The following is a 25,262-nucleotide window of genomic DNA, read 5'->3' on the forward strand; positions in this document are numbered from 1 at the left end:
TACCATGATCGTCACATTCCTCGCCAGCCCGCCCGCTTCGGTTCTTGCGCCGGTCGCCCGTTTCGTTGGCGCCGAAGGGTGGGAACAGGGCTTGCCCGCCGTGATCGTGGCCGGCGCCAAGGCCGCGCGCTTTGCCGGCCGGGCCGGTCAGGTGTTTGAAGGCTTTGCCGAAACCGATGGCGTGATCGGGCGCATGGCGCTGGCCGGTCTGGGCGATGCCGATGCCGACCGCCGCGCATCGCTGGAAAAGGCGGGCGGCGCGCTGGCGGCCAAGTATCGCACCTCGGGCGCAACGCAACTGTTGCTGGATGGCGCCGGGCTGGGCGCGGATGAGATGGCCAGCGTTCTGCTGGCGCTGCGCCTGCGCCTGTGGAAGCAGGATGGCTATCGCACCACGCTCAAGGATGAGGAAAAGACCAGCCTTGAGGAAATCCTGGTGATGAACGCCGCCGAGGGCGCGCAGGCCGCATGGGAGGCGGCCACCGCGATTGCCGAGGGCGTCGAATTCACCCGCGAATTGGTCACCGAACCGGCCAATGTTCTTTATCCCGAAAGCTTTGTTGAACGCATCCGCCAGCGCTTTGCCGGAACGGGCGTGGATATTCGCGTGCTGGATGAAAAGGAAATGCGCGCTCTGGGCATGGGCTCACTGCTGGGCGTGGCGCAGGGTTCGGCGCGTCCGCCCCGGCTGGTGGTGCTGGATTGGCGCGGCGGCGACGCCGATGCGGCCCCGCTGGCCTTTGTGGGCAAGGGCGTGACCTTTGACACCGGCGGCATCAGCATCAAGCCTGCCGCAGGCATGGAGGACATGAAGTGGGACATGGGCGGCGCGGGCGCGGTGTCGGGCGCGATGCTGACGCTGGCCCGGCGCAAGGCCAAGGCGAATGTGGTGGGCGTTCTGGGGCTGGTCGAAAACATGCCCGACGGCAATGCCCAGCGCCCCGGCGACGTGGTCACGTCCATGTCGGGCCAGACCATCGAGGTGATCAACACCGACGCCGAAGGCCGCCTCGTGCTGTGCGATGCGCTTACCTTTGTTCAGCGCGAATACAAGCCCGCCAAGATCATCGATCTGGCCACGCTGACTGGCGCGATCATCATGAGCCTTGCGCATGAATATGCCGGGCTGTTTTCCAATGACGATGCGCTGTCGGCCGATCTGACCAAGGCGGGCGCGGCCACGGGCGACAAGCTGTGGCGGATGCCGATGGGCCCGGTCTATGACAAGATGATCGACAGCCCGATTGCCGACATGAAAAACGTGGGCGGCCGGTTCGGCGGCTCGATCACAGCGGCGCAATTCCTCGCCCGCTATATCGACAAGGGCACGCCTTGGGCGCATCTCGACATCGCGGGCACGGTGTGGACCGACAAGCCCGGCGCGACCTGGGACAAGGGCGCGACCGGCTTTGGTGTGCGTCTGCTCGACGCTCTGGTGCGCGACGCCGAAGCGTAAATGCAGGCCGACTTCTACCTGCTGGAATCCGGCGGCCCGGAACTGGCCCTTGCCCCCCTGGCGGGCAAGGTGCTGGAGACGGGCGGTCGCCTGCTGGTGGTGACGGGCGAGGCGGGCGCGCGTGAGCGGATCTCGCAGGCTTTGTGGAGCGCGGGGGCCGAGAGCTTTCTGGCCAATGGCATCGCCGGGGGAGAGCATGATGCGCGCCAGCCGATTCTGATCGCGCCTGATGTTGCCCCGGCCAATGGCGCGCGCTTCCTCGCTCTGGCCGATGGCGTCTGGCGCGAGCCGGGCGAGGGCGATTTCGACCGCGTCCTGCTCGTCTTTGGCGAGGCCGAGCGCGTGGCCGCGCGCGAAACATGGCGTCTGCTGAAAACCCGCGAGGGCTGGACTTGCCGCTTCTTTCGGCGCGAAGGGCGCAAATGGACGCAAGCGGGGTAATGGTCACCCTTGCAGGCAGCCGCGCGACAGGCTAGGGCGCCGCGCAACAGGGCCATCAGGCCCGATCCAACGCAAGGAACCTACGTCATGGCGCTTACCCGCACCTTCTCGATCATCAAGCCCGACGCCACCCGCCGCAACCTGACCGGCGCCGTCACCAAGATGCTGGAAGAAGCCGGCCTGCGCGTCGTCGCCAGCAAGCGCATCCAGATGACCAAGGAACAGGCTGAAGGCTTCTACGCCGTTCACGCCGAGCGTCCCTTCTTCAACGACCTGGTTTCGTTCATGATCTCGGGCCCGGTCGTGGTTCAGGTTCTGGAAGGCGAAGACGCCGTGAAGCGCAACCGCGACATCATGGGCGCCACCAACCCCGCCAACGCCGACGCCGGCACCATCCGCAAGGAACTGGCCGAATCGATCGAAGCCAACTCGGTCCACGGTTCGGATTCGGAAGAAAACGCCGCGATCGAAATCGCCTATTTCTTCAAGCCGGAAGAAATCGTCGGGTAATTCCTGACGCTTTGACGGTATGAAAAAGCCGCCGGAGGGGATGTCCTTTCCGGCGGTTTTTTATTGTGGGTTTTATGCCTCCGGCGGGCAAAGGGCGGGGGCCCTTTGCAATCCCATTATGAGGTTGCGCCAGATTTGCGGGGAAGCGCTCTTCCGCGAAGCGGTTTAATAGCTTGCGGCTCTGCAAGGTCACGCCAGGTTGATAGGAAGCGCGATGAATACAGTAACGGGATTGCAAAGGGCACCCGCCCTTTGCCCGCCGGAGGCAAAACCTGCCCCTAAACCTTAAAACTGATCCGCCACATCCATCAGCTTGGTCAGCTTCTTGGGCGCCACCGAACGCCAGCTCCGCGCCAGCCAGTCGGACACCTGATCCCAATCCACATCGGCGCGGTTCAGGATCAGCCCCGCCCAGCCCGAAGCCCCGTAATAGGCGGGCCGAAACCAAGCCTCGGGATCGGCGTCGATCAGGGCGTTCATTTCATCCTGCCCGCTGGTTTTGACCAGCAGCGCGATATGCGGTTCACCGTGATGCCGGTCGCTGAAATAGCCGAAGAACTTGCCGCCCTTGATGGCCCAAGCGGGCGTCCCGTGGCTTTCACGGGCCTCAACTTCGGGCAGGGCGGCGGCCAGATCGGACACGCGCGCCAGCAACCAGTCAGCGCGATAGGGCCGCGTCACCAGTTCGGCCAGACAGCGGGCATAAAGCTGATGCTCGGCAAACAGCACGCGTCCTGCCAGAGTATCGGCCGTATCTCCGGGAATGATCGCCACCGGCGTCTGCCCCAGAATCGGCCCGTCATCCAGTTCGGGCGTGACGAGATGGACGGTCACGCCGCCATGGGAATCGCCCGCTTCGATGGCGCGCTCATGGGTGTGCAGCCCTTTGTATTTGGGCAGCAGCGAGGGGTGGATATTGACCATCCGCCCCGCCCAACCGGAAACGAATTCCGCCGTCAGGATGCGCATATAGCCCGCCAGCGCGACATATTCCGCGCCCGACGCCCGGATCGCCGCATCCATGGCCCTATCATGATCAGCCCGCGCCATGCCCTTGTGGGGCAGGGCAAAGGTCGAAACGCCCTCGGCGGCGGCCAGTTTCAGGCCGCCCGCCTCCGGATTATTGCTGGCCACCAGCACGATTTCGAAGGGGCACTCAGGCGCACGGCTCGCATAGAGCAGCGCGGCCATATTCGTGCCGCCCCCGGAAATCAGGACGGCGACCTTTGCGCGTTCACGCATTGTGTGTCGCGGTCCATGCTTCGCGGGCGCTCCACGCCTCGTCGCTGCCCGAAACGGTGCAGCCGCGTGCGCCTTCGCGGATTTCGCCGATGCGGAATACCGTCTCGCCCGCCGCGCTCAGATCAGCGGTCAGGGCCTCAGCTTCCTCGGCCTTGACCGCCAGCACCATGCCGATGCCGCAGTTGAACGTGCGCGCCATTTCGCCCGGCTCGATGTTGCCCTGCGCCTGAAGGAAAGCCATCAGGCGGCTCTGTTCCCAGGCATCAGCGCTGATGAAGGCATGCAGCCCCTCGGGCAGTACGCGGGGGACGTTTTCGAGCAGACCGCCGCCGGTGATATGCGCCAGCGCGTTGATCCGCCCCGAACGGATGAAGGGCAGCAGCGTCTTCACATAAATGCGAGTCGGCTCGATCAGATAGTCGATCAGCAGGCGGTCGGCGTCGAACAGCGCCGGGCGGTCCAGCTTCCAGCCCTTGTCGGCGGCCAGACGGCGCACCAGCGAATAGCCGTTGGAATGCACCCCCGACGAGGCCAGACCCAGCAGCACATCGCCCGCCGCAACCCGGTCGCCCGTCAATTGCTCGCCGCGCTCGACCGCGCCGACGCAGAAACCGGCAAGGTCATAGTCACCGGCGGCGTACATGCCCGGCATTTCGGCGGTCTCGCCCCCGATCAGCGCGCAGCCCGCAATACGGCAGCCTTCGGCGATACCGGCGATGACGCGCTCGGCCACGCCATTTTCCAGCTTGCCGGTGGCGAAATAGTCGAGGAAGAACAGCGGCTCGGCGCCCTGCACGATCAGGTCGTTGACGCACATGGCGACAAGGTCGATGCCGATCTTGTCATGGCGGTCGTGGTCGATGGCCAGCTTGACCTTGGTGCCCACGCCATCATTGCCCGCCACCAGCAGAGGGTCCTTGTAGCCCGCAGCCTTCAGGTCGAAAAAGCCGCCGAAACCGCCCAGATCGGCGTCCGCGCCGGGGCGGCGGGTCGATTTGGCCAGCGGGCCGATGGCCTTCACCAAGGCATTGCCCGCGGCAATCGAAACGCCTGCGTCCTCATACGTGTAATTGGTGGGGCCAGAGGCTGTGGTGTCGGTCATGGGGCCTTGCTCGCTTACGAAGAAATCATGTTTGCGCGCCGCCTAGCGCTTTCCTGCTTGGATTTCCATGCCCGATTGGGCAATAGCGGGGCCTGAACATGACAAATCCGGCAAATCCTATCGCACGGCGTGGCAGAATCGCGCTTCTCCCTCGTGGTTATGCCGCGCGCGGCGCGCTGGCGGCGGGCCTGTTGCTGGCGGGCGGGGTGGCTTTTGTCGGCCCTGATCGCCTGCTCGCGCAAATCGAGGGCGAGCGCGGCATCGCCCCGGTGGTGGCCAGCAACGATATCGAAATCGGCAATATCGAGGTCGATGCAACCGGCAAAAACGCGCAGGACGCCAAGCTCAATGGCTGGCGCGAGGCGTATAAGAAAGCGTGGGAGGCCGCCCATGGCCCCGCGCTGGACGCGGGCACGATTGAGAGCATCGTGGCGGGCGTGGTGGTGGAACGCGAGGAAATCGGGCCGCATCGCTATCGCGCCAAGCTGGTGGTCGCTTTTGATCGCGGGCGGGCGGGCCAATATGGCGCGGGCAACGGCGGGGTTGCGGTGCGTTCCGCGCCGATGCTGGTCATCCCCATGCTGACCTCGGGCGGCGTGTCGCAGGTTTTCGAGGTGCGCAGCCCCTGGCAAAAGGTCTGGGCCGAATATCGCACCGGGGCCAGCGCGATTGATTATGTGCGCGCCAATGGCGGCGGCGCCGATTCGCTGATCATCAACGCGGGTCAGCCCGGACGGCGCAGCCGCGTGTGGTGGCGCGGCGTGCTGGATCAGTTCGGCGCGTCCGATGTGCTGATCCCGGCGGCGCGGCTGGAACGGCAATGGCCCGGCGGCCCGGTGAAGGGCTTTTTCACCGCCCGCTATGGCCCCGACAATATCGCGCTGGGTTCGTTTGAACTGACCGCTTCGGATGACGGCGCCGTGCCTGCGATGCTGGCGCAGGCGCTGGCGCGGATGGATCAGATTTATACCGATGCGCTTTCGCGCGGGCTGTTGCGGCCCGATCCGACGCTCTCTGTCGATCATCCCACGATGGAGCCGGGGCTGGCCTCGCTGATCGCCGCAGGCCGCGCCGCCGAGGCCGCCGCCGCCGCGCAGGCCGCCGCCGAGCGCGCCGCCGATGAAGCCGCCGCCGCCGAAGCCGTGGTTGCCGCGCCCGCTCCGCCTCAGCCCAAGCCGGGCGCGGCGGCGCTGACCATCCAATTTGCCTCGCCCGATGCGCGCGCGGTGGATCAGGCGCTGGCCGCGGTGCGCGGCGTGGCGGGGGTGGACAATGCGGCCACCACTTCGATTGCGATTGGCGGCACTTCGGTGATGCGCGCACAGTTTAACGGCAATGCCGACGCTCTGGCGGCGGCTTTGCGCAAGGCCGGGTGGCAGGTCAGCGTGGCAGGGGCCGCGCTGCGCATCCGCCGATAGAGATTTATGAGCAAAATTATGAAAAAGCCCGTTTCCAGTCAGTTCGCGCTGCCGCTGGCCCCCGATCAGTCGCCCAGCGCCGCGCGCATTGTCGTGGGCGAGGGCAATGCTTCGGCGATTGCCGCGCTTTCCGCGCCTGAAAGCTGGCCCTTCCGTACCGCGATCCTGTCCGGCCCGCCGCGCTCTGGCAAGAGCCTGCTGGCCGCATGGTTTGCCGAGAGCGGCGGCGTGGCGCTGGACGATGCCGACACGATGGACGAGACGGCGGTGTTTCACCGCTGGAACCGCGCGCAGGAGGAAAAGACGCCCCTGCTGCTGACCACCACCGCGCGTGAGGGCGGATGGAAGATTACGCTGCCCGACCTTGGCTCGCGCATGGGGGCGGCGCTCTGGCTGGACATTGACGCGCCCGATGACGAGATGATGGCCGACCTGATCGCGGCCCATGCCGAGACGCGCCTGCTGCCTTTGACCGACGATCACGCGCGCTATCTTGCAAGCCGGTGTGAGCGTACCCATATCGCGGCTGAACGTCTGGTGGCGACGATTGACCGGCTGTCTCTGGAGCGCAAGGCGCCGCCTGGACAGGCGATCCTGCGTGACGCGCTGGAGGAGTTGAATGGGTCCAGCGAACCGCGTATGTCATAAGGCATAGCAGAAAGCGGAAGCGGGCAGTCCATTGCGCGCAGAGGGATTTTGAGGGATGGTTTCAGGTCTGATCGCCTATCTGGACTCGATTGTGGCGCGCGATCCTGCGCCGCGTTCGCGTTGGGAGGTGCTGCTTTATCCCGGCCTGTGGGCTGTCGGTTTTCACAGGGTGGCGCATCGCCTGTTTCGGGCGCGGCTGTTCTTTCTGGCCCGCGCGGTTAATCATCTGGCGCGCTTTTTCACCGCTATCGACATCCATCCCGGCGCCACCATCGGGCGCCATCTGTTCATCGACCATGGCTTTACCGTGATCGGTGAGACAGCGGAAATCGGCAATAATGTCACTATCTATCAATGCGTCACGCTGGGCGGGACCAATCCGGCCAATGGCATCGGGGGCAAGCGCCACCCGACCCTTTCGGATGACAGCATCATCGGTTCGGGCGCGCAGATTTTGGGGCCGATCACCATTGGCCGCCGCGCCCGCGTCGGCGCCAATGCCGTTGTGACCGAGGATGTGCCCGAGGGCGCGACCATGGTGGGCGTCAAGGCGCGCAGCACGTTGGTTGCCGCCGAGACATGGGCCAAGGATTTCATCCCCTATGGCACGCCGTGCAAGGAGCCTTGTGCGGATGCCGAACCGGCGGTGGGCCGGATCTGCAAGCTGGAGGCAGAGATTGCCGACCTGCGCGCGCAGGTGGCTGACCTGCTGGCCGCTGACCGGCGCCATGACGGTGCCTTCCACGACGGGACAAAGGGCTGATCGGGCGCGATGGAGCCGGAGACCCCGCCCACAATCGTTGCCTTTCCCCGCCCGGTGTTGCAGGTGGCCTTTGATCGGGCCGAGTTGATGCGCATCCTTGATCTGTACGGCCGAATGGTGGCTGCGGGCCAGTGGCGCGATTACGCGATGGATTTCGGCAAGGACGCCGCCAGTTTTTCCGCCTTCAAACGCGCCGCCGAAAGGCCGCAGGCGCGGATCGAGAAGCGCCCCTCGCTGCGCGGAAAGCAGGGTATGTGGGCACTTTACGGCGAGGCCGGGCAAGTGCTCAAACGCGGCCATGAACTGGCCGGCGTGCTCAGCATTATCGAGCGGCGGCTGGTCAAGATCGTCGAGGGCTAGTCGGCCAGCGCCAGCGATACCGCCGCCGCCGCATGCAGCGCGGTGGTGTCGAGCAACGGCACGGTGCTGTCGCTTTCATCGACCAGCAGCATGATTTCGGTGCAGCCAAGAATGATCGCCTCGGCACCCTGTTCAGCCAGACGATGCAGGATCGCGCGATAGGCCGCGCGCGAAACGGGCGATACGATGCCCGCGATCAACTCGTCATAGATAATGCGATGGATCTCGGCGCGATCCTGCGCGTCCGGCGTGATGACCTCCAGTCCATGAGTGGCCAGACGGTCGCGCAGGAAGGGCTGCTCCATGGTAAAGGCGGTGCCGATCAGGCCAACCCGCCTTGCGCCCAGCGACAATGCCGCCTGCGCTGCCGGATCGGCAATATGCAGCAGGGGCAGGGGCGTTGCCGCCGCAATGTCCGGGGCCAGCCGGTGCATCGTGTTGGTGCAGAGGACCAGCGCCTGCGCTCCGGCCCGTTCCAGCGCGCGCGCCGCCTCCACCATGCGCAGCGAGAGCGCATTCCAGTCTCCGGCATGTTGCAAGGCCGCGATTTCGGCAAAATCAAAAGACCAAAGGATGCAGCGCGCCGATGCGGTGGCCCCTCGCGCGGCGCGCACACCCTCGTTGATCAGCCGGTAATAATGGGCCGAGCTTTCCCAACTCATCCCGCCGATCAGGCCGATGGTTTTCATCGCCCGCCCAATTGTTGCAGCGCAGGCACCAGCGCGTCGAAATGGTCGATCACCGCGTCCGCCCCCAGATGCGCGGTCTGGCCCTGGTTAAAGCCAAAGCTGCACACCACGCAGGGGATGCCCGCCGCCTGCGCCGCGCCGGTGTCGAAATGCGTGTCGCCAATATAGGCGGTGCGCGGCGAGGCCATCCCCGAACGCTCGACCATCAGATGCAGCAGATCGGGCAGGGGCTTTTGCCGCCCCGGGCCCAGCGTATCGCCGCCGATGATCGTGTAGAACCGCTCGGTTAGCCCCAGTTCGCCAAACAGCTTGCGCGCCAACCGTTCCATCTTGTTGGTCACAACGGCCAACCGCACTCCGCGCCCGGCCAGATCATCGAGCATTTCGGCCCCGCCCGGAAACAGGCGCGAATGGACCGCAATATTCTCTTCATAATAGGCCACCAGCCGGGCGGCCATGGCACCAAGGCCATCGTCATCCAATACAGCCCCCTGCACGGCCAGCGCGCGCTCCATCAACACCCGCGTACCCCCGCCCACAAGGCGCGGGATCATATCGAGCGGTACCGGCGCAAAACCGCCTTGTTCCAACGCGTGGTTCAACGCCACGCCAAGGTCGAGTTTGCTGTCGATCAGCGTGCCGTCGAGGTCGAATCCGACGATATCGAAAGGAAATTTGTGCATGACTGACGCCGATGGCGCGTCCGTATGGAATCTGCAAGGATTTGCTGGCATGGGAGCGATATGACAAATATTCCGACACCGCTCGCCGTCATCGTCCTTGCCGCGGGCAAGGGGACCCGCATGAAAAGCGACACCCACAAGGTGTTGCACCCCATTGCCGGAAGGCCGATGCTTGAGCATCTGCTGGCGAGCGCCGCCGATCTGGCGCCTGCGCGGCAGGTGGTGGCGGCGGGCCATGGGCGCGATCAGTTGGAAAAGGCGCTGGGCGCGCGGGCGACCATCGCGGTGCAGGATCCCCAGCATGGCACGGCCCATGCGGTCCAGATGGCGCAGGATGCGCTGGCCGATTTCGATGGCGATGTGCTGGTGCTCTATGGCGATGTGCCGTTCGTCACGGCCGAGACGATGCGTTCGATGATTGCGCGTCTCCATGCAGAGGATGCGCCCAAGGTGGTCGTGCTGGGCTTTGCGCCTGATGATGCGCTGGCCTATGGGCGGGTGATTGCGGAGGGCGATGCCATTGTGAAGATGGTGGAATTCAAGGACGCGACCGAGGCCGAACGCGCGACGAAGCTGTGCAATTCGGGCCTCTTAGCGGCGCGTTCGGGCGATCTCTTTGCCCTGCTGGCGCGGGTGGACAACAACAATGCGCAGGGCGAATATTACCTGCCCGATATTGTGAACATCGCTCTGGCCGATGGGGATCGCGCCGCTGTAGTCGTCACCGCCGACCCCGATGAGGTCGCCGGAATCAACAGCCGCGCCGAATTGGCCGATGCCGAACGCCGCTGGCAGGACCGCCGCCGTGCGCAGGCGATGGCCGATGGCGCCACGCTGATCGCGCCGGAAACCGTGTGGTTCAGTTGGGATACGAAGATCGGCCGCGATGTGCTGATCGAGCCCAACGTGGTGTTTGGCCCCGGCGTGAGCGTGGCCGATCATGTCACCATCCACGCCTTCAGCCATCTGGAGGGTGCGAGCGTGGCCAGCAAGGCGGAGCTTGGCCCCTATGCCCGCCTGCGCCCCGGTGCGGATATCGGCGTCAAGGCCAAGATCGGCAATTTCGTCGAAATCAAGAAGGCGACCATCGGCGAAGGCGCCAAGGTCAACCACCTTTCCTATGTCGGCGATGCGGAGGTGGGTGCGGCGGCCAATCTGGGCGCGGGCACGATCACCTGCAACTATGACGGCTATTTCAAATACAAGACCGTGATCGGCGAGCGTGCCTTTATCGGTTCGAACAGCGCGCTGATCGCGCCGGTACGCATCGGCAAGGACGCCATTGTGGCGGCCGGCAGCGCGGTGTCGCGCGATGTGGGCGATGGCGAATTGCGGTTGGTGCGCGCCGAACAGATGGTAAAGCCCGGCTGGGCCGACCAGTTTCATGATGCGATGAAGAAGAAAAAGGCCGAAAAGCAGGGGTAATCCGGCTTAATCGGACAGAAAGCGTTTGGCTCCTATAGGGGGCGGCAAGGAATGGTCGGGCATGCCCCGGCCACGGATGGATAAAGGGGCGGCTGAACATATGTGCGGCATTATCGGCATTGTCGGCAAGGAAGAGGTGGCGGATCGTCTGGTCGATGGTTTGCGCCGGATGGAATATCGCGGCTATGACTCGGCGGGCGTTTGTACGGTTTATGACGGCGAATTGATCCGCCGCCGCGCGCCGGGCAAATTGCAGAATCTGGTCAAGGAACTGGCGGTCAATCCCGCGCCGGGCCTTGTGGGCATCGCCCATACGCGCTGGGCCACGCATGGCGCGCCCACGGCCGCCAATGCCCATCCCCATGCTACGGAAAAGCTGGCGCTGGTCCATAATGGGATCATCGAAAACTTCCGCCCTTTGCGCGAAATGCTGCAGGCCAAGGGGCGCGTGTTTGAATCGGAAACCGATACGGAGGTGGTGGCCCATCTGGTGTCGGATCTGGTCGAGGGCGGGCTCTCGCCGGTCGAGGCGGTCAAGGCCGCCCTGCCGCAATTGCGCGGCGCCTTTGCGCTGGCCATTGCGTTCCGCGAACATCCCGACATGCTGATCGGCGCTCGCCTCGGCTCGCCGCTGGTGCTGGGCTATGGCGAGGGTGAGACCTTCCTCGGCTCGGACGCGCTGGCGCTGGCGCCTTTGACGCAGCGCATCACCTATCTGGAGGAAGGCGACTGGGTCGTCATCCGACGCGAAGGGGTGGAGATTTACGACAAGGACAACAATCCCGTCACACGCGCGATTGTGGCCAGCGGCGCTTCGGCGGCGGCGGTGGAAAAGGGCAATTTCCGCCACTTCATGCAGAAGGAAATCTACGATCAGCCCACCGTCGTGGCCCAGACGCTGCAAAGCTATGTGCGCCGCGATGATGAGAGCGTGGCGTTGCCGCAGATTGATTTCGACCTGTCGGCGATCAAGCGCGTGACCATCGTGGCTTGCGGCACTTCGTTCTATGCCGGGCTGGTGGCGAAATACTGGTTCGAGCATTTCGCGCGCCTGCCGGTGGACATCGATGTGGCGTCCGAATTCCGCTATCGCGACCCCGTGCTGGAGCCGGGCGGTCTGGCGATTTTCATCAGCCAGTCGGGCGAGACCGCTGACACGCTGGCCGCTTTGCGCCATTGCAAGGCCAATGGGCAAACCATCGCGGTGGTGGTCAATGTGCCGACCAGTTCCATGGCGCGTGAGGCGGACCTGCTGCTGCCCACCCATGCCGGGCCGGAAATCGGTGTCGCCTCGACCAAGGCCTTCACCTGCCAGCTTGCTGTGCTGGCGGCTCTGGCCGCGCATCTGGCGGTCAAGCGCGGGCGGATGACGCGCGAGGAAGAGCGCGAGGTGGTGCGCAACCTGATCGAGACGCCCGCTGCGCTCAACGCCGCGCTGGCCTATGACGATGCGATTGCGGCCATGGCGCATCTGATCGCACCGGCGCGCGATGTGCTCTATCTGGGGCGCGGACAGGATTATCCCCTGGCGCTGGAGGGCGCGCTTAAGCTCAAGGAAATCAGCTATATCCACGCCGAAGGTTATGCATCGGGCGAGATGAAGCACGGCCCCATCGCGCTCATCGACGAGCATGTGCCGGTGATCGTGATCGCGCCCTCGGGGCCGCTGTTTGAAAAGACCGTTTCGAACATGCAGGAGGTCCGCGCGCGCGGCGGCAAGATCGTGCTGATCTCGGACGCCGAAGGGCTGGCCGAGGCGGGCGAGGGCTGTATGGCCACCATCGAGATGCCGCAGGTCCATCCGCTGATTGCGCCGCTGGTCTATGCCGTGCCGGTGCAGTTGCTGGCCTATCATGTGGCCTGCGTTAAGGGCACCGACGTTGACCAGCCGCGCAATCTGGCAAAGTCGGTGACGGTTGAATAATTGACGCGTTTGGCGGGGCGGAAACATCAGGGCATCTGATTGTTTCCGCCCCGTTTTTTAACCATCAAACGGCAATAGGTTGACGTGCCGTTTACCAAATCCATTACACATGGCGATAGGCATTGCAGCGTAGGTTCCCCTGCAATGACTCATGCGATTTCCCCCCACGCGATCGGCGAATTGAGCATCTGGTCGGTGCTTGGCCTTTCCGGCCAAGGAACGGACGAATGGGCGCGTCTGCGCGGGCTGCAATATTCGCAACTGGCGCTGGTGGCGCGCGCGCGTCTATGGGCGCAGGCGCTGGCCGCGATTGTCTCGGTGCTGCTGTTTGCCCCCTATGTCAGCCATACGATGATCGGGGGATGGCTGGGCGCGCTGTGTGCCTCGTTAACCTATAGTGTGCGCAACGAAGGGCAATTGAGCGACGCCGACCGCCGCCGCATGTCCAATATCGAATTCCGGCGTCAGGCGCTGGGCACGATCATCAATGCGCTGGTCTGGGCCTCGCCGCTGCTGTTCTTCCTGCCTCAGGCGCCGGTGCATCTGCGCTATGAATTCTGGACCGTGCTGGCGATGCTGATGACCGTTTCGGCGGTAATCGTGCCGACGGTGCCCCTGTCCACGCTGCTTTTCTCCACGATTGTCGGCTGCGGTTCGGTGGTGGGCTTTTTCACCCTGCTCCAACCGGGCATGGCCGGGGTCGCCGCGCTGTTTGTCGCCAGCATCGCGTTGGGCACGATCGAGGCATCGCGCCACTTCCTCGCCTCGCGCCTTGCCGTGGCGGGCATGGCTGAACGCAACGAGGTGGTGAGCCTGCTGCTGCGCGAATTTGACGAGGACGAGGCCGACTGGCTGTGGCAGACCGACGCCCAGCGCCGGGTGCGCGCGGTATCGGAGCGCTTTGCCGAAGCCATGGGCATGGCGCCGGGAGAGATCGAGGGCGCGGGTTTTCTCTCGCTGCTGCTGGGTCCGGGCGGTGATCCGCGGTCGGGCGAAGGGCGCGGGTATGAGCGTGGCTCGGTGCCCGGGCTCAAGGAACTGGAGGAGCGCTTCAAGGCGCGCGAGAGCTTTTCGAACCTTGTTGTGCGGGTGATGGTGCAGGGGACGCGTCGCTATTGGTCGCTCTCGGGCGCGCCGCGCTATGATGAAGCGGGGGCCTTTATGGGCTTTCGCGGCGTGGCATCGGACGTGACCGAACAGCAGGAGACCAGCGAGAAAATCGCCTATCTGGCGCGCTATGATACGCTGACTGGCCTGCCCAATCGCATGATGGTGATTGATGCGCTGGAAAATGCGCTGGTGGCCGCGCGTGAGAGTGATGGGCAATGCGCCTTCATGATGATCGACCTCGACCGGTTCAAGGCGGTCAATGACACGTTGGGCCATCCCGTGGGCGATCAGTTGCTGAGCCAGGTGGCCGAGCGTTTGAAGGTGCTGATGACGCCCAATTCGCTATGCGGGCGGCTGGGCGGCGATGAATTCTGCGTGGTGCTGCGTCAGGCCAATGAGCGCACTTTGGTGGCCCGACTGGCGCAGGCGATTATCGCGGATCTTTCGCAACCCTATTATGTCGATGGCCATGAATTGACGATCGGCGCCTCGGTCGGCTCGGCCTTCGGCCCGGTGGACGGGGGCAGCGTGCCCGCGCTGATGCGCAACGCCGATTTCGCGCTCTATCGCGCCAAGCGCAACGGGCGCGGCATGCATTCGGCCTTTGACGAAGCGTTGCGCGCCGAGGCCGAGGCGCGCGCCTGGCTGGAGGAAGCGCTGCGCGCCGCCGTTGAGCGGCAGGAATTCGAGATGTTCTATCAGCCGGTGGTCGATGGACAAAGCGAGCGACTGGTGGGTTTTGAGGCACTGCTGCGCTGGAACAGCCCGGAGCTTGGCCGTGTGTCGCCCGACCGCTTCCTCTCCTTGGCCGAGGATACGCGCCTGAGCCTGCCGATCGGTGCCTGGGTGCTGAAGGAAGCCTGCCATCAGGTGGCGCAATGGCCCGGCAATCTGCGCGTCTCGGTCAATGTTTCCGACAAGCAGGCGCTCGACCCGGCCTTTATCGATCATGTCGTCACCGCGCTGGCGGTCAGCAATCTGGCCCCGCAGCGTCTGGAGATCGAGGTGACGGAAAGCCTGTTCCAGCGCGATCCGGCGCTGGCGCGCGCAACGATCGAGCGGCTGACCGGGCTGGGCTGTTCGGTGATCCTTGACGATTTCGGCGCGGGCCAGGCCTCGGTCGCGGTTCTGTGCGAAATGCGCTTTGACGCGATCAAGCTGGACCGCGCGCTGATGAAGGGCGCGGCATCCGGCAATGCGGAAAGCGTGGCGATGATCCGCGCCGCCGTGGCGATTGCCGACAGTCTGGAAATGATCACCATCGCCAAGGGTGTGGAAACACCGCAAGAGCTGGACATTGCCTGTAAACTGGGTTGCCGCCGTCTTCAGGGGCTGGCCTATGGCGAGGCGCGCGGCGTCGAGGAATTGCGCGATATGTTTGCCACGCGCCAGGCACCGGGGGCAGAAGAAAAGGCGGGCTGACCCGTCTGCCAACCCGCCTCTCCATTTCCGCCCTTTGGCTGCGATCAGGCGCTCAGCAGCGCCTTGGTCACGCCTTCGAACAGCGCGCGGCCATCAATGCCGCCCTGCGCCGCTTCGATGAAGCGTTCGGGATGCGGCATCATGCCCAGCACATTGCCGCCCTCGTTGAGCACGCCCGCGATATTGCGCGCCGAGCCGTTGACGTCCTCGGCATAGCGGAAAGCCACGCGGCCTTCGCCTTCAAGGCGGTCGAGCGTGGCATCATCAGCAAAGAAATTGCCGTCGTGATGCGCCACGGGGATCGTGATCGTCTGACCCTTGAAATAGCGATGCGTGAAGGCGCTGTTGTTGTTGTCCACCGTCAGCTTCACTTCGCGGCAGACAAAGCGGATGCCTGCATTGCGCATCAGCGCGCCGGGCAGCAGACCCGCCTCGGTCAGCACCTGAAAGCCGTTGCACACGCCCAGCACCTTGACGCCGCGATTGGCCGCCTCGATCACAGCGCGCATGATCGGGCTGCGGGCCGCCATCGCGCCGCTGCGCAGATAGTCGCCATAGGAGAAACCGCCGGGAAGGGCGATGAAGTCCAGACCCTCGGGCAGGGCGGCATCGCCATGCCAGACGCGGTGAACCTCGCCGCCGCAAACCTGCTCAACGGCCACGGCCATGTCGCGGTCGCAATTCGAACCGGGAAAGGTGATGACTGCCGAACGCATGGCTTACACCCTCTCGATGCGGTAGTTCTCGATCACCAAATTGGCGAGCAGCTTTTGCGCCATTTCTTCAAGCGCTGCATCGCTGACCGTCTCGTCCACTTCCAGCTCGATCAAACGGCCGGCGCGGACGTCGGAAACGCCCGAAAAGCCGAGACCTTCGATGGCATGGTGGATCGCGCGGCCCTGCGGATCGAGCACCCCGTTCTTGAGGCTGACGTAAACGCGCACTTTCATCGCTGGGCGGCCTTTCTGTTATGGCACCTGATGGGTGCGATGCACCGTTGATGCATCGTTGTAGAATCGGCCCCGCCTATGGCGCGCAATGGCGCAAAAGCCAAGGGGGCGCGGGCCTTTTGCCGTCAAAAAGCCCGCTTGATCCCTTAGCGCGGGGTAATGGCCGCGCTGTCGCCGCCCAAGGCGCGATAGAGCCCGACCAGATTGCCCGCCCGTGTAAATTGCACCGTAACCAGCGTCTTTTCGGCCGAATAGAGCGCCTGCTGCGCGGTCAATGCGTCAAGCCATGTGCCGATCCCGCCTTCATAACGGCGATTGACCAGACGGTAATTGTCATAGGCCGCATCGCGCCCGGCGCGGACGGCCTCGACCTGCGCCTCGATCGTCCCGCGCCGCGCCAGCACGTTGGCCACGTCCTGAAACGCGCTTTGGACCGTCTTGCGATAGGTGGCCAGCGCCGCATCACGCTGAGCCTGACTGACGCGATAGGACGCCTTGGCCGCCCCGCCCTTGAAGATCGGCCACGAGACCGCCGAGGTCAGGCCCCATGCGAAATTGGCGGGCGAAAACAGGCTGGAGAGCGCCGTGGTGGCCACGCCGGCCACGCCGGTCAGCGTTATCCGGGGATAAAGCGCCGCGCGCGCCGCATCGACATTGGCATAGGCCGAGCGCAGCGCAAATTCCGCCTGCGCCACATCCGGGCGGCGCAGGAGGATCGAGGAATCGAGCCCCGCCGCAACCGGCGCCAGATGCGAGGCCGCATCGTCAATCGAGCCGGGCAGCCAATCGCCCGGCACATCATCGCCCACCAGCAGGCGCAGGCCATTAAGGTCCTGCGCCACGGCGTTGGTCTGGGCCGCAACATCGGCCTGCGCCGTGCGCAGGGTCAGTTCGGCCTTGCGTTGATCGGCCAGCAGGCCGATCCCGCCCTCAACCCGCCGCCGGGTCAAAGCCACGCTTTTTTCCGCGCTGGCCGCCGTATCCTGCGCCAGTTTCAACAGGCTCCGATCTGCCGCATAGGTCAGCCAGCCATTGGCCACATTGGCGATCAGCGTCAGGCGCGTGGCGCGCGATCCGGCCTCGCTGGCCAGATAGGTCGCCTTCGCCGCCGCCGTCAGGCCGCGCACGCGCCCGAACAGATCGACCTCATAGCTGGCCAGAGCGCCGGTTGCGCTGGCCGAATCGCCCTTGGTCGTCGCCCCGCCCACGCGGGTCCCATCGCCGCCTGCATGGGTATAGGCCCCATTGGCGTCGATCTCGGGAAAAAGCGCGCCGCGCTGCACCAGATACTGATTGCGCGCCGTCTCGATATTGGCCAGCGCCAAGGCCAGATCCTGATTTTTGGCCAGCGCCAGTTCAATCACCTTGACCAGACGCGGATCGGCCAAAACCTGCGCATAGGAATAGGACGGCAGCGCCGCATCAGCGGGCAGGACATAGGCCTCGCCCTTGGGCCATGCGGAGGGGATCGGCAAGGGCGCGGGATCGGCGGGTTGATCGGCGCGCGGGCGGGCTTCGAGTCCTGCCGGGCCCACCACCAGAGCCAGAGCCACGATCAGGGAGAGGTTCTTCATGCCACCGCTCCCTGTTCGTCGGCTTTCTTGCGGCGGAACTGACGGAAACCGCCGCGCACCAGCACGAAGAAGAGCGGGATGAAGAAAATCGCCAGACCCGTGGCGGTCAGCATGCCGCCGATCACCGAAGTGCCGATGGCGATGCGCGCATTGGCGCCCGCCCCCGTGGCAATGGCCAGCGGCAGCACGCCGAAGATGAACGCGCAGGAGGTCATCAGGATCGGCCGCAAACGCATCCGCGCCGCATCCAGCACCGCCGTGATCGGATCCTTGCCCGCCTTTTCGCCCTGTTCGGCAAATTCGATCATCAGGATCGCATTCTTCGCGGCCAGACCCATAGTCGTTGTCAGGCCGATCTGGAGATAGACGTCATTTTGCAGCCCGCGCAACGTGACCATCGCCACCGCGCCGACCAGACCCACCGGAATGACCAGCAGCACGGCAAAAGGAATGCTCCAGCTTTCGTAAAGAGCGGCGAGGCACAGGAACACCACGATCAGCGAGACCGAATAGAGCAGCGGCGCCTGACCCGAGGACAGGCGTTCCTGATAGGAGGCGCCCGACCATGCGATGGACACATCGGGATATTGCGCCACCAGCGCCTCGAACGCATTCATCGCATCGCCCGAGGAATAGCCCGGCGAGGACTGGCCCGACACCTCGAAATTCGGCGTGCCCGAGAAGCGGTAGGTCGCGTTGGGCGCCTTGCTCCACGTAAAGCTGGCAAAGGCCGAGAAGGGCACCATCTTGCCGCTGCTGTTGCGCACCTGCCATTGCGAGAGATCTTCGGGGCGCGAACGATATTGCGCATCGCCCATCACATAGACGCGCTTCACACGCCCGCGATCGACAAAGTCATTGACGTAGCGACCGCCCCAGGCCGCCGCCAGCGTGGTGTTCACGTCCGAGGGCGCCACGCCCAGCGCCGCCAGCTTGGCCGTGTCGGTGGTGATCTTGAGCGTGGGCTGATCCGGCAGGCCGGTCAGGCGCACGTTGGCAAGCTGGGGCAGGGTGCGCGCCTCGGCCAGAATTTCATCGCGCAACTTGGCAAAGGCTTCGGCATCCATGTTGCCGCTGTTCAGCACCTCGGCGGTAAAGCCGGTGGCCTGGCCCAGGCCGCGCACGGTGGGCGGTTGCAGCGCGTAGAATTCCAGATCGCGATAACCGCTGCTGATCGCCTGCGTTGCGCGGCGGGTGATGGCCTCGGCAGAATTTTCAGCGCCCTCGCGCTTGTCCCAATCGGTCAGAGAAACGAAGCCGCGGCCCGCGTTCTGGCCGCTGCCGCCGCCCTGCGCGCCGCCCGCCACGACCAGCACGGCATCGACATTGTTCTTGTCATGGGTGAGGAAATATTTCTCGATGGCCAACTGCGCCTGCTGCGTGCGCTCCAGCGTCGCGCCCGCGGGCAACTGGAAGCTGATCTGGGCCATGCCCTGATCTTCCGAAGGCAGAAAGCCGGTGGGCATGCGCACGAACAGCACAACCAGCGCCACCAGCACCACGCCATAGGCAATGATCGGGATACGCTTATGCGTCGCGGCCCAGCTCGCCTTGGGGTGATACCATTCCAGCAGGCGCCCGAAATAGCGATCAAAGCGCACCCGCATCCAATGGCTGGCCCGGCCGACCAGCGAGGTTTCATCCTCATCCTCGGGCCGCTTCAGGATCGTGGTGGTAAGAGCCGGCGACAGCACCAGCGCCACCACCACCGAAAGCGCCATGGCCGCCACGATGGTCAGCGAGAACTGACGATAGATCACGCCCGTCGAGCCGCCAAAAAAGGCCATCGGCATGAACACCGCCGAGAGCACCAGCGCAATGGCGATCAGCGCGATCGAGATTTCCTTCATCGATTCGATGGTGGCCTCGCGCGGGGTCATGCCCGGATTTTCGGCCATCAACCGCTCGACATTTTCCACCACCACAATCGCGTCATCGACCAGCAGGCCGATGGCCAGCACCAGCCCGAACAGCGTCAGCGTGTTGATCGAATAGCCCGCCACCGCAAAGATCGCGAAAGTGCCCAGCATGACCACCGGCACCGCAATCGCCGGGATCAGCGTGGCCCGCCAGCTTTGCAGAAAGACGAACATCACGATCACGACGAGGATGATCGCCTCGAACAGCGTTTCGACCACGTCGGCCACCGACTTGGAAATAAACCGCGTCGAGTCATTGGCAAAGCCATAGGTATAGCCCGCCGGGAAGCTCTTGGAGAGCTCGGCATACTTGGCCTTGACCAGCTTGGCCGTGGCCAAAGCGTCCGCGCCCGGCGCCAGCGAGATGGCCAGCGCCGCGCCCGGATGGCCGTTGACGCGGCTGACCACGCCATAGGATTCAGCGCCCAGTTCAATCCGCGCCACATCCGAGAGGCGCACGGTCGCGCCGCTCGTGGCGCTCTTGACCACGATCTGGGCAAATTCTTCCGGGCTGGTCAGGCGCGACTGTGCCGTCACCGTGGCATCCAGCATCTGGCCCGCAGGCGAGGGCACGGCGCCGATTTCACCGGCGGCCACTTCGGCATTCTGGGCCGTGATCGCGGTGATAATGTCGGAGGGCATCAACTGATTGGCGGCCAGCTTGTTTGGATCCATCCACACGCGCATCGCATATTGCGCGCCAAAGATGTTGGTCTGGCCCACGCCTTCGATGCGCCCGATCGGTTCCTGCAACCGGCTCGCCAGAAAGTCGGAGACGTCGATGTTGGTCGTGCGGTCATACGTATCGACCACATAGGCCACGAGCAGGAAGTCGGGGTTCGACTTCGTTACGCGCACGCCTTGCTGCTGAACCACCGTGGGCAGGCGCGAGAGGGCCTGCTGCACCTTGTTCTGCACCTGCACCTGGGCGATGTCGGGGTTGGTGCCCTTTTCGAACGTGGCCGAAATCGACACCGATCCCGATGAACTCGACGTGGACGAGAAGTAGAGCAGCCCGTCAAGGCCGGTCAATTGCTGCTCGATCACCTGCGTGACGCTGGTTTCCAGAATCGCCGCCGACGCGCCCGGATAATTGGCGTTGATGTTCACCTGGGGCGGTGCAATATCGGGAAACTGCTGGACCGGCAGGGTCGAAACCCCGGCGATACCGGCCAGCATGATGATGATCGCGATCACCCATGCAAAGATCGGACGGTCAATAAAGATGCGCGACATGACGCTTTTTCCCGTCTCTGCTTACTTGGCCGAAGGCTTCTTGCCGGCGGGCTTGATGCCCTGCGGCGTGGTGTCGGGCACGGCCACCACGACCTGACCCGGACGGATCTTGCCAAGGCCCTGCGTGATCAGCTTGTCGCCCGGTTTCAGGCCGTCGGTCACCACCCATTGATCGCCGATGGTGCGGTCTGCACTCACCTTGCGGATTTCCGCCTTGTTGCCCGCGCCCAGCACCATCACCGTTGCGCCACCGCGTGGATCGCGGCTCAGCGCGCCCTGCGGCACCAGCACGACTTTGCTCTGCTTGCCCTGCGACACGCGAGTGCGCACGAACAGGCCGGGCAGCAGCGTGCCGTCGGGATTGGCGAATTTGGCGCGCAGCGCGACTGTGCCGGTGGCGGTGTCGACCGTGACTTCGGAAAATTCCAGCGTGCCGGGGATCGGATATTCGCTGCCGTCATCCAGAATCAGCGCGACCTTGCCGACCTCCTTGATGCCGCCATCGGCAAATTCCTTGCGCAGCTTCATCAGGCTGGCGCTGCTTTGCTGAATATCGACATAGATCGGGTCGAGCGCCGAGATCACCGAAAGCGGATCGGTCTGGTTCGCCGTAACCAGCGCGCCTTCGGTATAGAGCGAGCGGCCGATGCGGCCGGTGATCGGCGCGGGAACGGTGGTAAAGCGCAGATTGACCTTGGCCGCATTCAGGGCGGCGCGATATTGCGCGACAGCCGCGGCGCTGGTGCGCGCGGTGGCGGCGGCATCGGTATAATCCTGCTGCGCCACGGCCTGATCCTGCGCCAGAGGCTTGTAACGGTCGGCCTTGATCTTGGCGGCTTCGGCGCTCGCCTGCGCGCTGACCAGATTGGCGGCGGCCTGATCGGCGGCGGCGCGATAGACGCTGGGGTCGATCTGATACAGGGGCTGGCCCTGATGCACCAATTGGCCCTCGGTGAACAGGCGGCGCATCAGCACACCCGAAACCTGCGGCCGGACCTGCCCCTGACGATAGGGCGCGGTGCGGCCGGGCAGTTCGATTTCCAGCGGCACTTCGGTCAGCTTGACCTCGGAATAGCCGACCTGCGGGGTCTTTTTGTCGCGTTGCGGCCCGCCCGAACACGCAGACAGCGCCAGCGCGAGGCTGACGGCCAGCATGGCGGGCCCACCCGTGAGGGAGGCAAGGCGACGGCGAATAAGCATGAAAAGCCCCCGGTACTGATACAATCGTTCTACGCATGCGGCTTTCCGGTGGTGGGCCGCAAACGTCAAGGGTGCCAAAGGAGCAGAATGTCGGAAAAAGGGTAATTATTTGTCGCAAGGCATACGCTTTTTGGCTCACTTTTCGCCCATTCGGGAAAATTATGGCCAAAGTCCGTCATGACGGGAAACAAAACCCATTTCGAGCGTTATTGCCCCTCCGCGCGCTTCAACCCGGCTGTTTGGCCGTGGCCATCGGCTCTTTCGTCTGCGCTTCGGGCAGGACGGTGATGCGCACCGCATCGCGCGCGGCCAGATAGCGCCGCGCCGCGGCCTGCACCGCCTCCGGCGTCACGGCGCGCAGCCTTTGCGCGGCGTTCACCTGCCGCTCGATCTGATCCGGCTCGCTCTGCGCCAGCGCGACAATGCCCAGCCAGCCGCCATTGGTGTTGAGCGTGTTGTCGATGGTTTCGAGCAAGGGCTGGCGCGCGCGCAGCATCAGATCCTGTGACGGCGGCGCTTTGGCCAGCGCCTCGATCGCCTCGTCAATCGCCTGTTTGGCCACATCCACGCTGGCCACATCCACCGAGGCGGCCACGGCAAAGGTGCCGTAATCGCGCCAGACCCGGCTCAGATCACTGCTGGCGCTTGGCGAATAGGAACGGCCCAGTTTCTGGCGCAAAGTCTCGGTCAACTGGATGCGCACCACGCGCTGCAGCATGTTGAACACCTGCTTTTCATTGGGATCGCGATCATCGCGCGTGGGCCAGACCTCATAGATCAGAGCCTGATCCGCAGGCCCGGTATGGGTCAGTGTGCGCTCGCCCCGCTTGGCGGTAAAGGGGCGCTTGCGCTGAGCGTCATATTGGCGGAACTCGGCCTCGCGCACGGGCAGCGCGCCAAAGGTGCGCGCCACATCGGCAATCGCGGCCTCCTCGTCCAGATCGCCGACAAGGCCGATCTCGATCGCCCCATGCTGGAGCCGCTCGGTGATGTCGGCCTTCAGCTTGGCAAAGGTCAGGCCGCGATAGGCCGTGACCGGCTGGAGCGTGAAGCGCGGATCATTGTCCGACAGGATGCCGCCGATGCCGCTCTGCAACGCGCTGCCGGGGGTGGAGCGCAGGCGCAGGAACATCGTATTGGCATTCTGGTGAAAGATGTTTTCACCCTCCTGCCGATAGCCCGGATCGGTGATCAGCGCGGCCATCATCTGAAGCTGAAGCAGCAGATCCTTGGGCCGCGTGCCTGCCGATGCGTTGAAGCTGTCGCCCGTGGCGGTCAGGCCAAGGCTGACCATCCGGCCTGCCGTCAGCGACTGCATCTCGTCCAGCGTATGCTTGCCAAGGCCCCCGGTGCCCATCATCGCGGTCATTTCGACGGCCAGCGGATTGTCGCTGGTGGCCAGCATCTGGCCCCCGTCAATCGCCAGATGCACCAGCACCGATTGGCGCGAGAGCGTCGTGCGTTTCAGGTTCAGCCGGACGCCATTGGCAAAACGGATTTCGCGGATGCCGAAATGCGGTTCGCGCTTGTCTTCGACCACGCGGCCCGGCGCGCCAAAATCGGTATAGGCAAAGGGCGCGGGCGGCGGCTCCATGATCGTGGGCAGGGGGGTGGTGGAGGCTTCCTTCCACGCCGCACGAACGGCCTGCGCTCCACCTTCGGGCGCGCGCCGCCCGGTAAAGCGGATCAGCGGATTGTCGAGCGCGGCCATATCGGCCTTGACCGCGGCCAGCACGCGCTCGGGCGTCAGGGCGGGGGTCTGCGCCTTCAAAAAGGCCAGATTGGCGTTGGGATCCGAGGGGATCGACCCGCCGCGCAGCATCGCCAACGCCGCATTGGCCAGGGCAACGCTGCCCTGCGTTTCCTCGCGCGCGGCCGCGGTTTCGGCAAGGCTGGTCAGCACCGCCACCTGTTCGTCGATCTCGCTTTGGGTAAAGCCCTGCTCGATGGCGCGGCGCACCTCGGTGGTCGCGGCGGTCAGGGCGCGACGCCAGCGCCCGTCAATCGAATCGACATTGATCGCCGTATCGCGCCCGGCATGGAAAATGTCATTCGTGCCGAACTGCGCCGCGCGAAACGGCGGATCGAGCCGCCGCGACAGTCGTTGCAGCCGCCGGTTGATGATTGCATAGCCCACGGTGGTCGCCAGACCCTTGCGGCGATTGGCCCATGTGTCGGGCTCGTCGCGCCATGCGCTGCGCCGGGTGATGGTGATATGTTCGGACAGCGAGGGATCGAGATAGACCGAATCGCGTCCGCCATCGGCCCCGTCGATGGGTCCCGCCGAAGGCTGGGGCGCGGCGGGCGTATTCGGCGCGAATGGCGCCCAATCGGCAAACCGGGTGCGGATTTCGGCCTCGACGGCGGCCACATCGAAATCGCCCACCATCACCAGCACCGCCTTTGCCGGCACATAATTGCGCCGCCAAAATGCGCGCAGCGCCTCGGCCGTGGCCCCGTCCAGCGTTTCCTCGGTGCCGATCGGGCTGCGTTGCAGATAGCGCGATTTGGGATCGGCAAAGGCGTAGCGATCCTGCGCCTCGCGATATTGCCAACTGTTGCGGTCGCGCTTTTCCGACAGGATGACGCCGCGCTCATTGTTCACGCTCTCGGGCGAAATCGTCAGTTCGCTCGCCGTCTCGCGCATCAGCATCAGCGCCGTGTCGATCAGGTCCGGCGCATTGCGCGGCAAATCGAGGTGATAGGTTGTCGTTTCATAGGTGGTGAACGCGTTGGTATGCGCGCCAAAGGCCAGTCCCTTGCGTTCGAGCAGGCGCACCATTTCACCCTGCGCGACATGGGTGCTGCCCTGAAACGCCATATGCTCGACGAAATGGGCGAAACCGCGCTCCTTCTCGCCCTCGTCCAGCGAGCCGACGTCAAAGCGCATCCGCACCGCGATCTCGCCCTTGGGCGTTGCATTGTGGCGCAGGATATATCGCATCCCGTTGGGCAATTGGCCAAAGCGATAGGCCGGATCGGGGGCAATATCGCTCTTTTGGAACGGCCATGTGCCGATGGCGGCGGCAATCGCGTGATGGGCCGCGCCATGTTGCGGCAATGGCACCGGGCGCGCCGCCAAGGGCGAAGTCAGTCCGAACAGGGCGGCAAGTGCAAGCGAAATAGGGCGCGGCTTCATCGCGTCAGAGTAAGAGGGAAAGCGGCGGAGGGGAAGCGGGCAATTGTCGCC

20 protein-coding genes are annotated in these 25,262 nt (G+C 64.6%); 10 read left to right on the forward strand and 10 right to left on the reverse strand.

The window, feature by feature from the left end; genetic code table 11:
* Nucleotides 1-4 precede the first annotated feature (4 nt).
* The 3 genes from PQ467_RS09715 (at nucleotide 5) to ndk (ending at nucleotide 2,407) form a co-directional block, all read left to right on the forward strand.
* Nucleotides 5-1,456 carry a leucyl aminopeptidase gene (locus PQ467_RS09715; protein ID WP_274173238.1) on the forward strand — a complete coding sequence of 484 codons (1,452 nt, stop codon included), beginning with the start codon at nucleotides 5-7 and terminating at the stop codon, nucleotides 1,454-1,456.
* Nucleotides 1,457-1,897, forward strand: a complete 441-nt coding sequence (locus PQ467_RS09720) for a DNA polymerase III subunit chi (RefSeq protein ID WP_274173239.1) — start codon at nucleotides 1,457-1,459, stop codon at nucleotides 1,895-1,897.
* Between the two features lie 87 nt (nucleotides 1,898-1,984).
* The gene (ndk, locus tag PQ467_RS09725) at nucleotides 1,985-2,407 is read left to right on the forward strand and encodes a nucleoside-diphosphate kinase (RefSeq protein WP_168604587.1); all 423 of its coding nucleotides are present in this window, start codon (nucleotides 1,985-1,987) and stop codon (nucleotides 2,405-2,407) included.
* A gap of 285 nt (nucleotides 2,408-2,692) precedes the next feature.
* Here ndk and purN read toward each other — a convergent pair whose 3' ends face one another.
* Both purN and purM read right to left on the reverse strand, forming a co-directional pair.
* Nucleotides 2,693-3,649 carry a phosphoribosylglycinamide formyltransferase gene (purN, locus tag PQ467_RS09730; protein WP_274173240.1) on the reverse strand — a complete coding sequence of 319 codons (957 nt, stop codon included), beginning with the start codon at nucleotides 3,647-3,649 and terminating at the stop codon, nucleotides 2,693-2,695.
* The gene (gene purM, locus PQ467_RS09735) at nucleotides 3,642-4,751 is read right to left on the reverse strand and encodes a phosphoribosylformylglycinamidine cyclo-ligase (protein WP_274173241.1); all 1,110 of its coding nucleotides are present in this window, start codon (nucleotides 4,749-4,751) and stop codon (nucleotides 3,642-3,644) included. The genes purN and purM overlap by 8 nt, the downstream gene beginning before the upstream one ends.
* 98 nt (nucleotides 4,752-4,849) lie before the next feature.
* On the opposite strand from purM, the gene PQ467_RS09740 reads away from it, so the two are divergent.
* From PQ467_RS09740 to PQ467_RS09755, 4 genes are read left to right on the forward strand one after another with little or no spacing between them, the layout of a single operon-like run.
* Nucleotides 4,850-6,169 carry a heavy-metal-associated domain-containing protein gene (locus PQ467_RS09740; protein ID WP_274173242.1) on the forward strand — a complete coding sequence of 440 codons (1,320 nt, stop codon included), beginning with the start codon at nucleotides 4,850-4,852 and terminating at the stop codon, nucleotides 6,167-6,169.
* Between the two features lie 18 nt (nucleotides 6,170-6,187).
* Nucleotides 6,188-6,817 (forward strand): ATPase, encoded by a 630-nt coding sequence (locus PQ467_RS09745; protein WP_274173243.1) that lies wholly within the window; start codon nucleotides 6,188-6,190, stop codon nucleotides 6,815-6,817.
* 55 nt (nucleotides 6,818-6,872) lie between these two features.
* Nucleotides 6,873-7,580 carry a serine O-acetyltransferase EpsC gene (gene epsC, locus PQ467_RS09750; protein ID WP_274173244.1) on the forward strand — a complete coding sequence of 236 codons (708 nt, stop codon included), beginning with the start codon at nucleotides 6,873-6,875 and terminating at the stop codon, nucleotides 7,578-7,580.
* Between the two features lie 9 nt (nucleotides 7,581-7,589).
* The gene (locus tag PQ467_RS09755; RefSeq protein WP_274173245.1) at nucleotides 7,590-7,940 is read left to right on the forward strand and encodes a DUF2794 domain-containing protein; all 351 of its coding nucleotides are present in this window, start codon (nucleotides 7,590-7,592) and stop codon (nucleotides 7,938-7,940) included.
* On the opposite strand, the gene PQ467_RS09760 is transcribed toward PQ467_RS09755, so the two are convergent.
* On the reverse strand, nucleotides 7,937-8,629 hold the full coding sequence (locus PQ467_RS09760; protein ID WP_274173246.1) for an aspartate/glutamate racemase family protein: 693 nt from the start codon (nucleotides 8,627-8,629) through the stop codon (nucleotides 7,937-7,939). The genes PQ467_RS09755 and PQ467_RS09760 overlap by 4 nt on opposite strands.
* A complete protein-coding gene (locus tag PQ467_RS09765; protein WP_274173247.1) occupies nucleotides 8,626-9,312 on the reverse strand; it encodes an HAD-IA family hydrolase in 687 nt (228 codons plus the stop codon). The genes PQ467_RS09760 and PQ467_RS09765 overlap by 4 nt, the downstream gene beginning before the upstream one ends.
* A gap of 60 nt (nucleotides 9,313-9,372) precedes the next feature.
* Here PQ467_RS09765 and glmU point away from each other — a divergent pair, with 60 nt between their 5' ends.
* The 3 genes from glmU (at nucleotide 9,373) to PQ467_RS09780 (ending at nucleotide 15,193) form a co-directional block, all read left to right on the forward strand.
* Nucleotides 9,373-10,737 (forward strand): bifunctional UDP-N-acetylglucosamine diphosphorylase/glucosamine-1-phosphate N-acetyltransferase GlmU, encoded by a 1,365-nt coding sequence (glmU, locus tag PQ467_RS09770; protein WP_274173248.1) that lies wholly within the window; start codon nucleotides 9,373-9,375, stop codon nucleotides 10,735-10,737.
* Between the two features lie 100 nt (nucleotides 10,738-10,837).
* On the forward strand, nucleotides 10,838-12,661 hold the full coding sequence (gene glmS / locus PQ467_RS09775; RefSeq protein ID WP_274176123.1) for a glutamine--fructose-6-phosphate transaminase (isomerizing): 1,824 nt from the start codon (nucleotides 10,838-10,840) through the stop codon (nucleotides 12,659-12,661).
* Between the two features lie 144 nt (nucleotides 12,662-12,805).
* Complete coding sequence (locus PQ467_RS09780; RefSeq protein WP_274173249.1) at nucleotides 12,806-15,193, forward strand: putative bifunctional diguanylate cyclase/phosphodiesterase; 2,388 nt, start codon at nucleotides 12,806-12,808, stop codon at nucleotides 15,191-15,193.
* Nucleotides 15,194-15,237: 44 nt separating this feature from the next.
* On the opposite strand, the gene purQ is transcribed toward PQ467_RS09780, so the two are convergent.
* The 6 genes from purQ to PQ467_RS09810 all read right to left on the reverse strand — a co-directional run bounded on the left by purQ (nucleotide 15,238) and on the right by PQ467_RS09810 (nucleotide 25,211).
* Nucleotides 15,238-15,909 carry a phosphoribosylformylglycinamidine synthase subunit PurQ gene (purQ, locus tag PQ467_RS09785; protein WP_274173250.1) on the reverse strand — a complete coding sequence of 224 codons (672 nt, stop codon included), beginning with the start codon at nucleotides 15,907-15,909 and terminating at the stop codon, nucleotides 15,238-15,240.
* Between the two features lie 3 nt (nucleotides 15,910-15,912).
* Complete coding sequence (gene purS / locus PQ467_RS09790; protein ID WP_168604598.1) at nucleotides 15,913-16,143, reverse strand: phosphoribosylformylglycinamidine synthase subunit PurS; 231 nt, start codon at nucleotides 16,141-16,143, stop codon at nucleotides 15,913-15,915.
* 146 nt (nucleotides 16,144-16,289) lie between these two features.
* Nucleotides 16,290-17,717: an efflux transporter outer membrane subunit gene (locus PQ467_RS09795; protein ID WP_274173251.1), complete on the reverse strand. Its 1,428-nt coding sequence runs from the start codon at nucleotides 17,715-17,717 to the stop codon at nucleotides 16,290-16,292.
* On the reverse strand, nucleotides 17,714-20,872 hold the full coding sequence (locus PQ467_RS09800) for an efflux RND transporter permease subunit (protein ID WP_274173252.1): 3,159 nt from the start codon (nucleotides 20,870-20,872) through the stop codon (nucleotides 17,714-17,716). The genes PQ467_RS09795 and PQ467_RS09800 overlap by 4 nt, the downstream gene beginning before the upstream one ends.
* A 21-nt stretch (nucleotides 20,873-20,893) precedes the next feature.
* Nucleotides 20,894-22,072, reverse strand: coding sequence for an efflux RND transporter periplasmic adaptor subunit (locus tag PQ467_RS09805; RefSeq protein ID WP_274173253.1), 1,179 nt, complete (start codon nucleotides 22,070-22,072; stop codon nucleotides 20,894-20,896).
* Between the two features lie 226 nt (nucleotides 22,073-22,298).
* Nucleotides 22,299-25,211, reverse strand: coding sequence for a M16 family metallopeptidase (locus PQ467_RS09810; protein WP_274173254.1), 2,913 nt, complete (start codon nucleotides 25,209-25,211; stop codon nucleotides 22,299-22,301).
* Between the last annotated feature and the right edge of the window lie 51 nt (nucleotides 25,212-25,262).

Origin of the sequence: Novosphingobium sp. KACC 22771 (genome assembly GCF_028736195.1) — a bacterium.
GTDB lineage: Bacteria > Pseudomonadota > Alphaproteobacteria > Sphingomonadales > Sphingomonadaceae > Novosphingobium.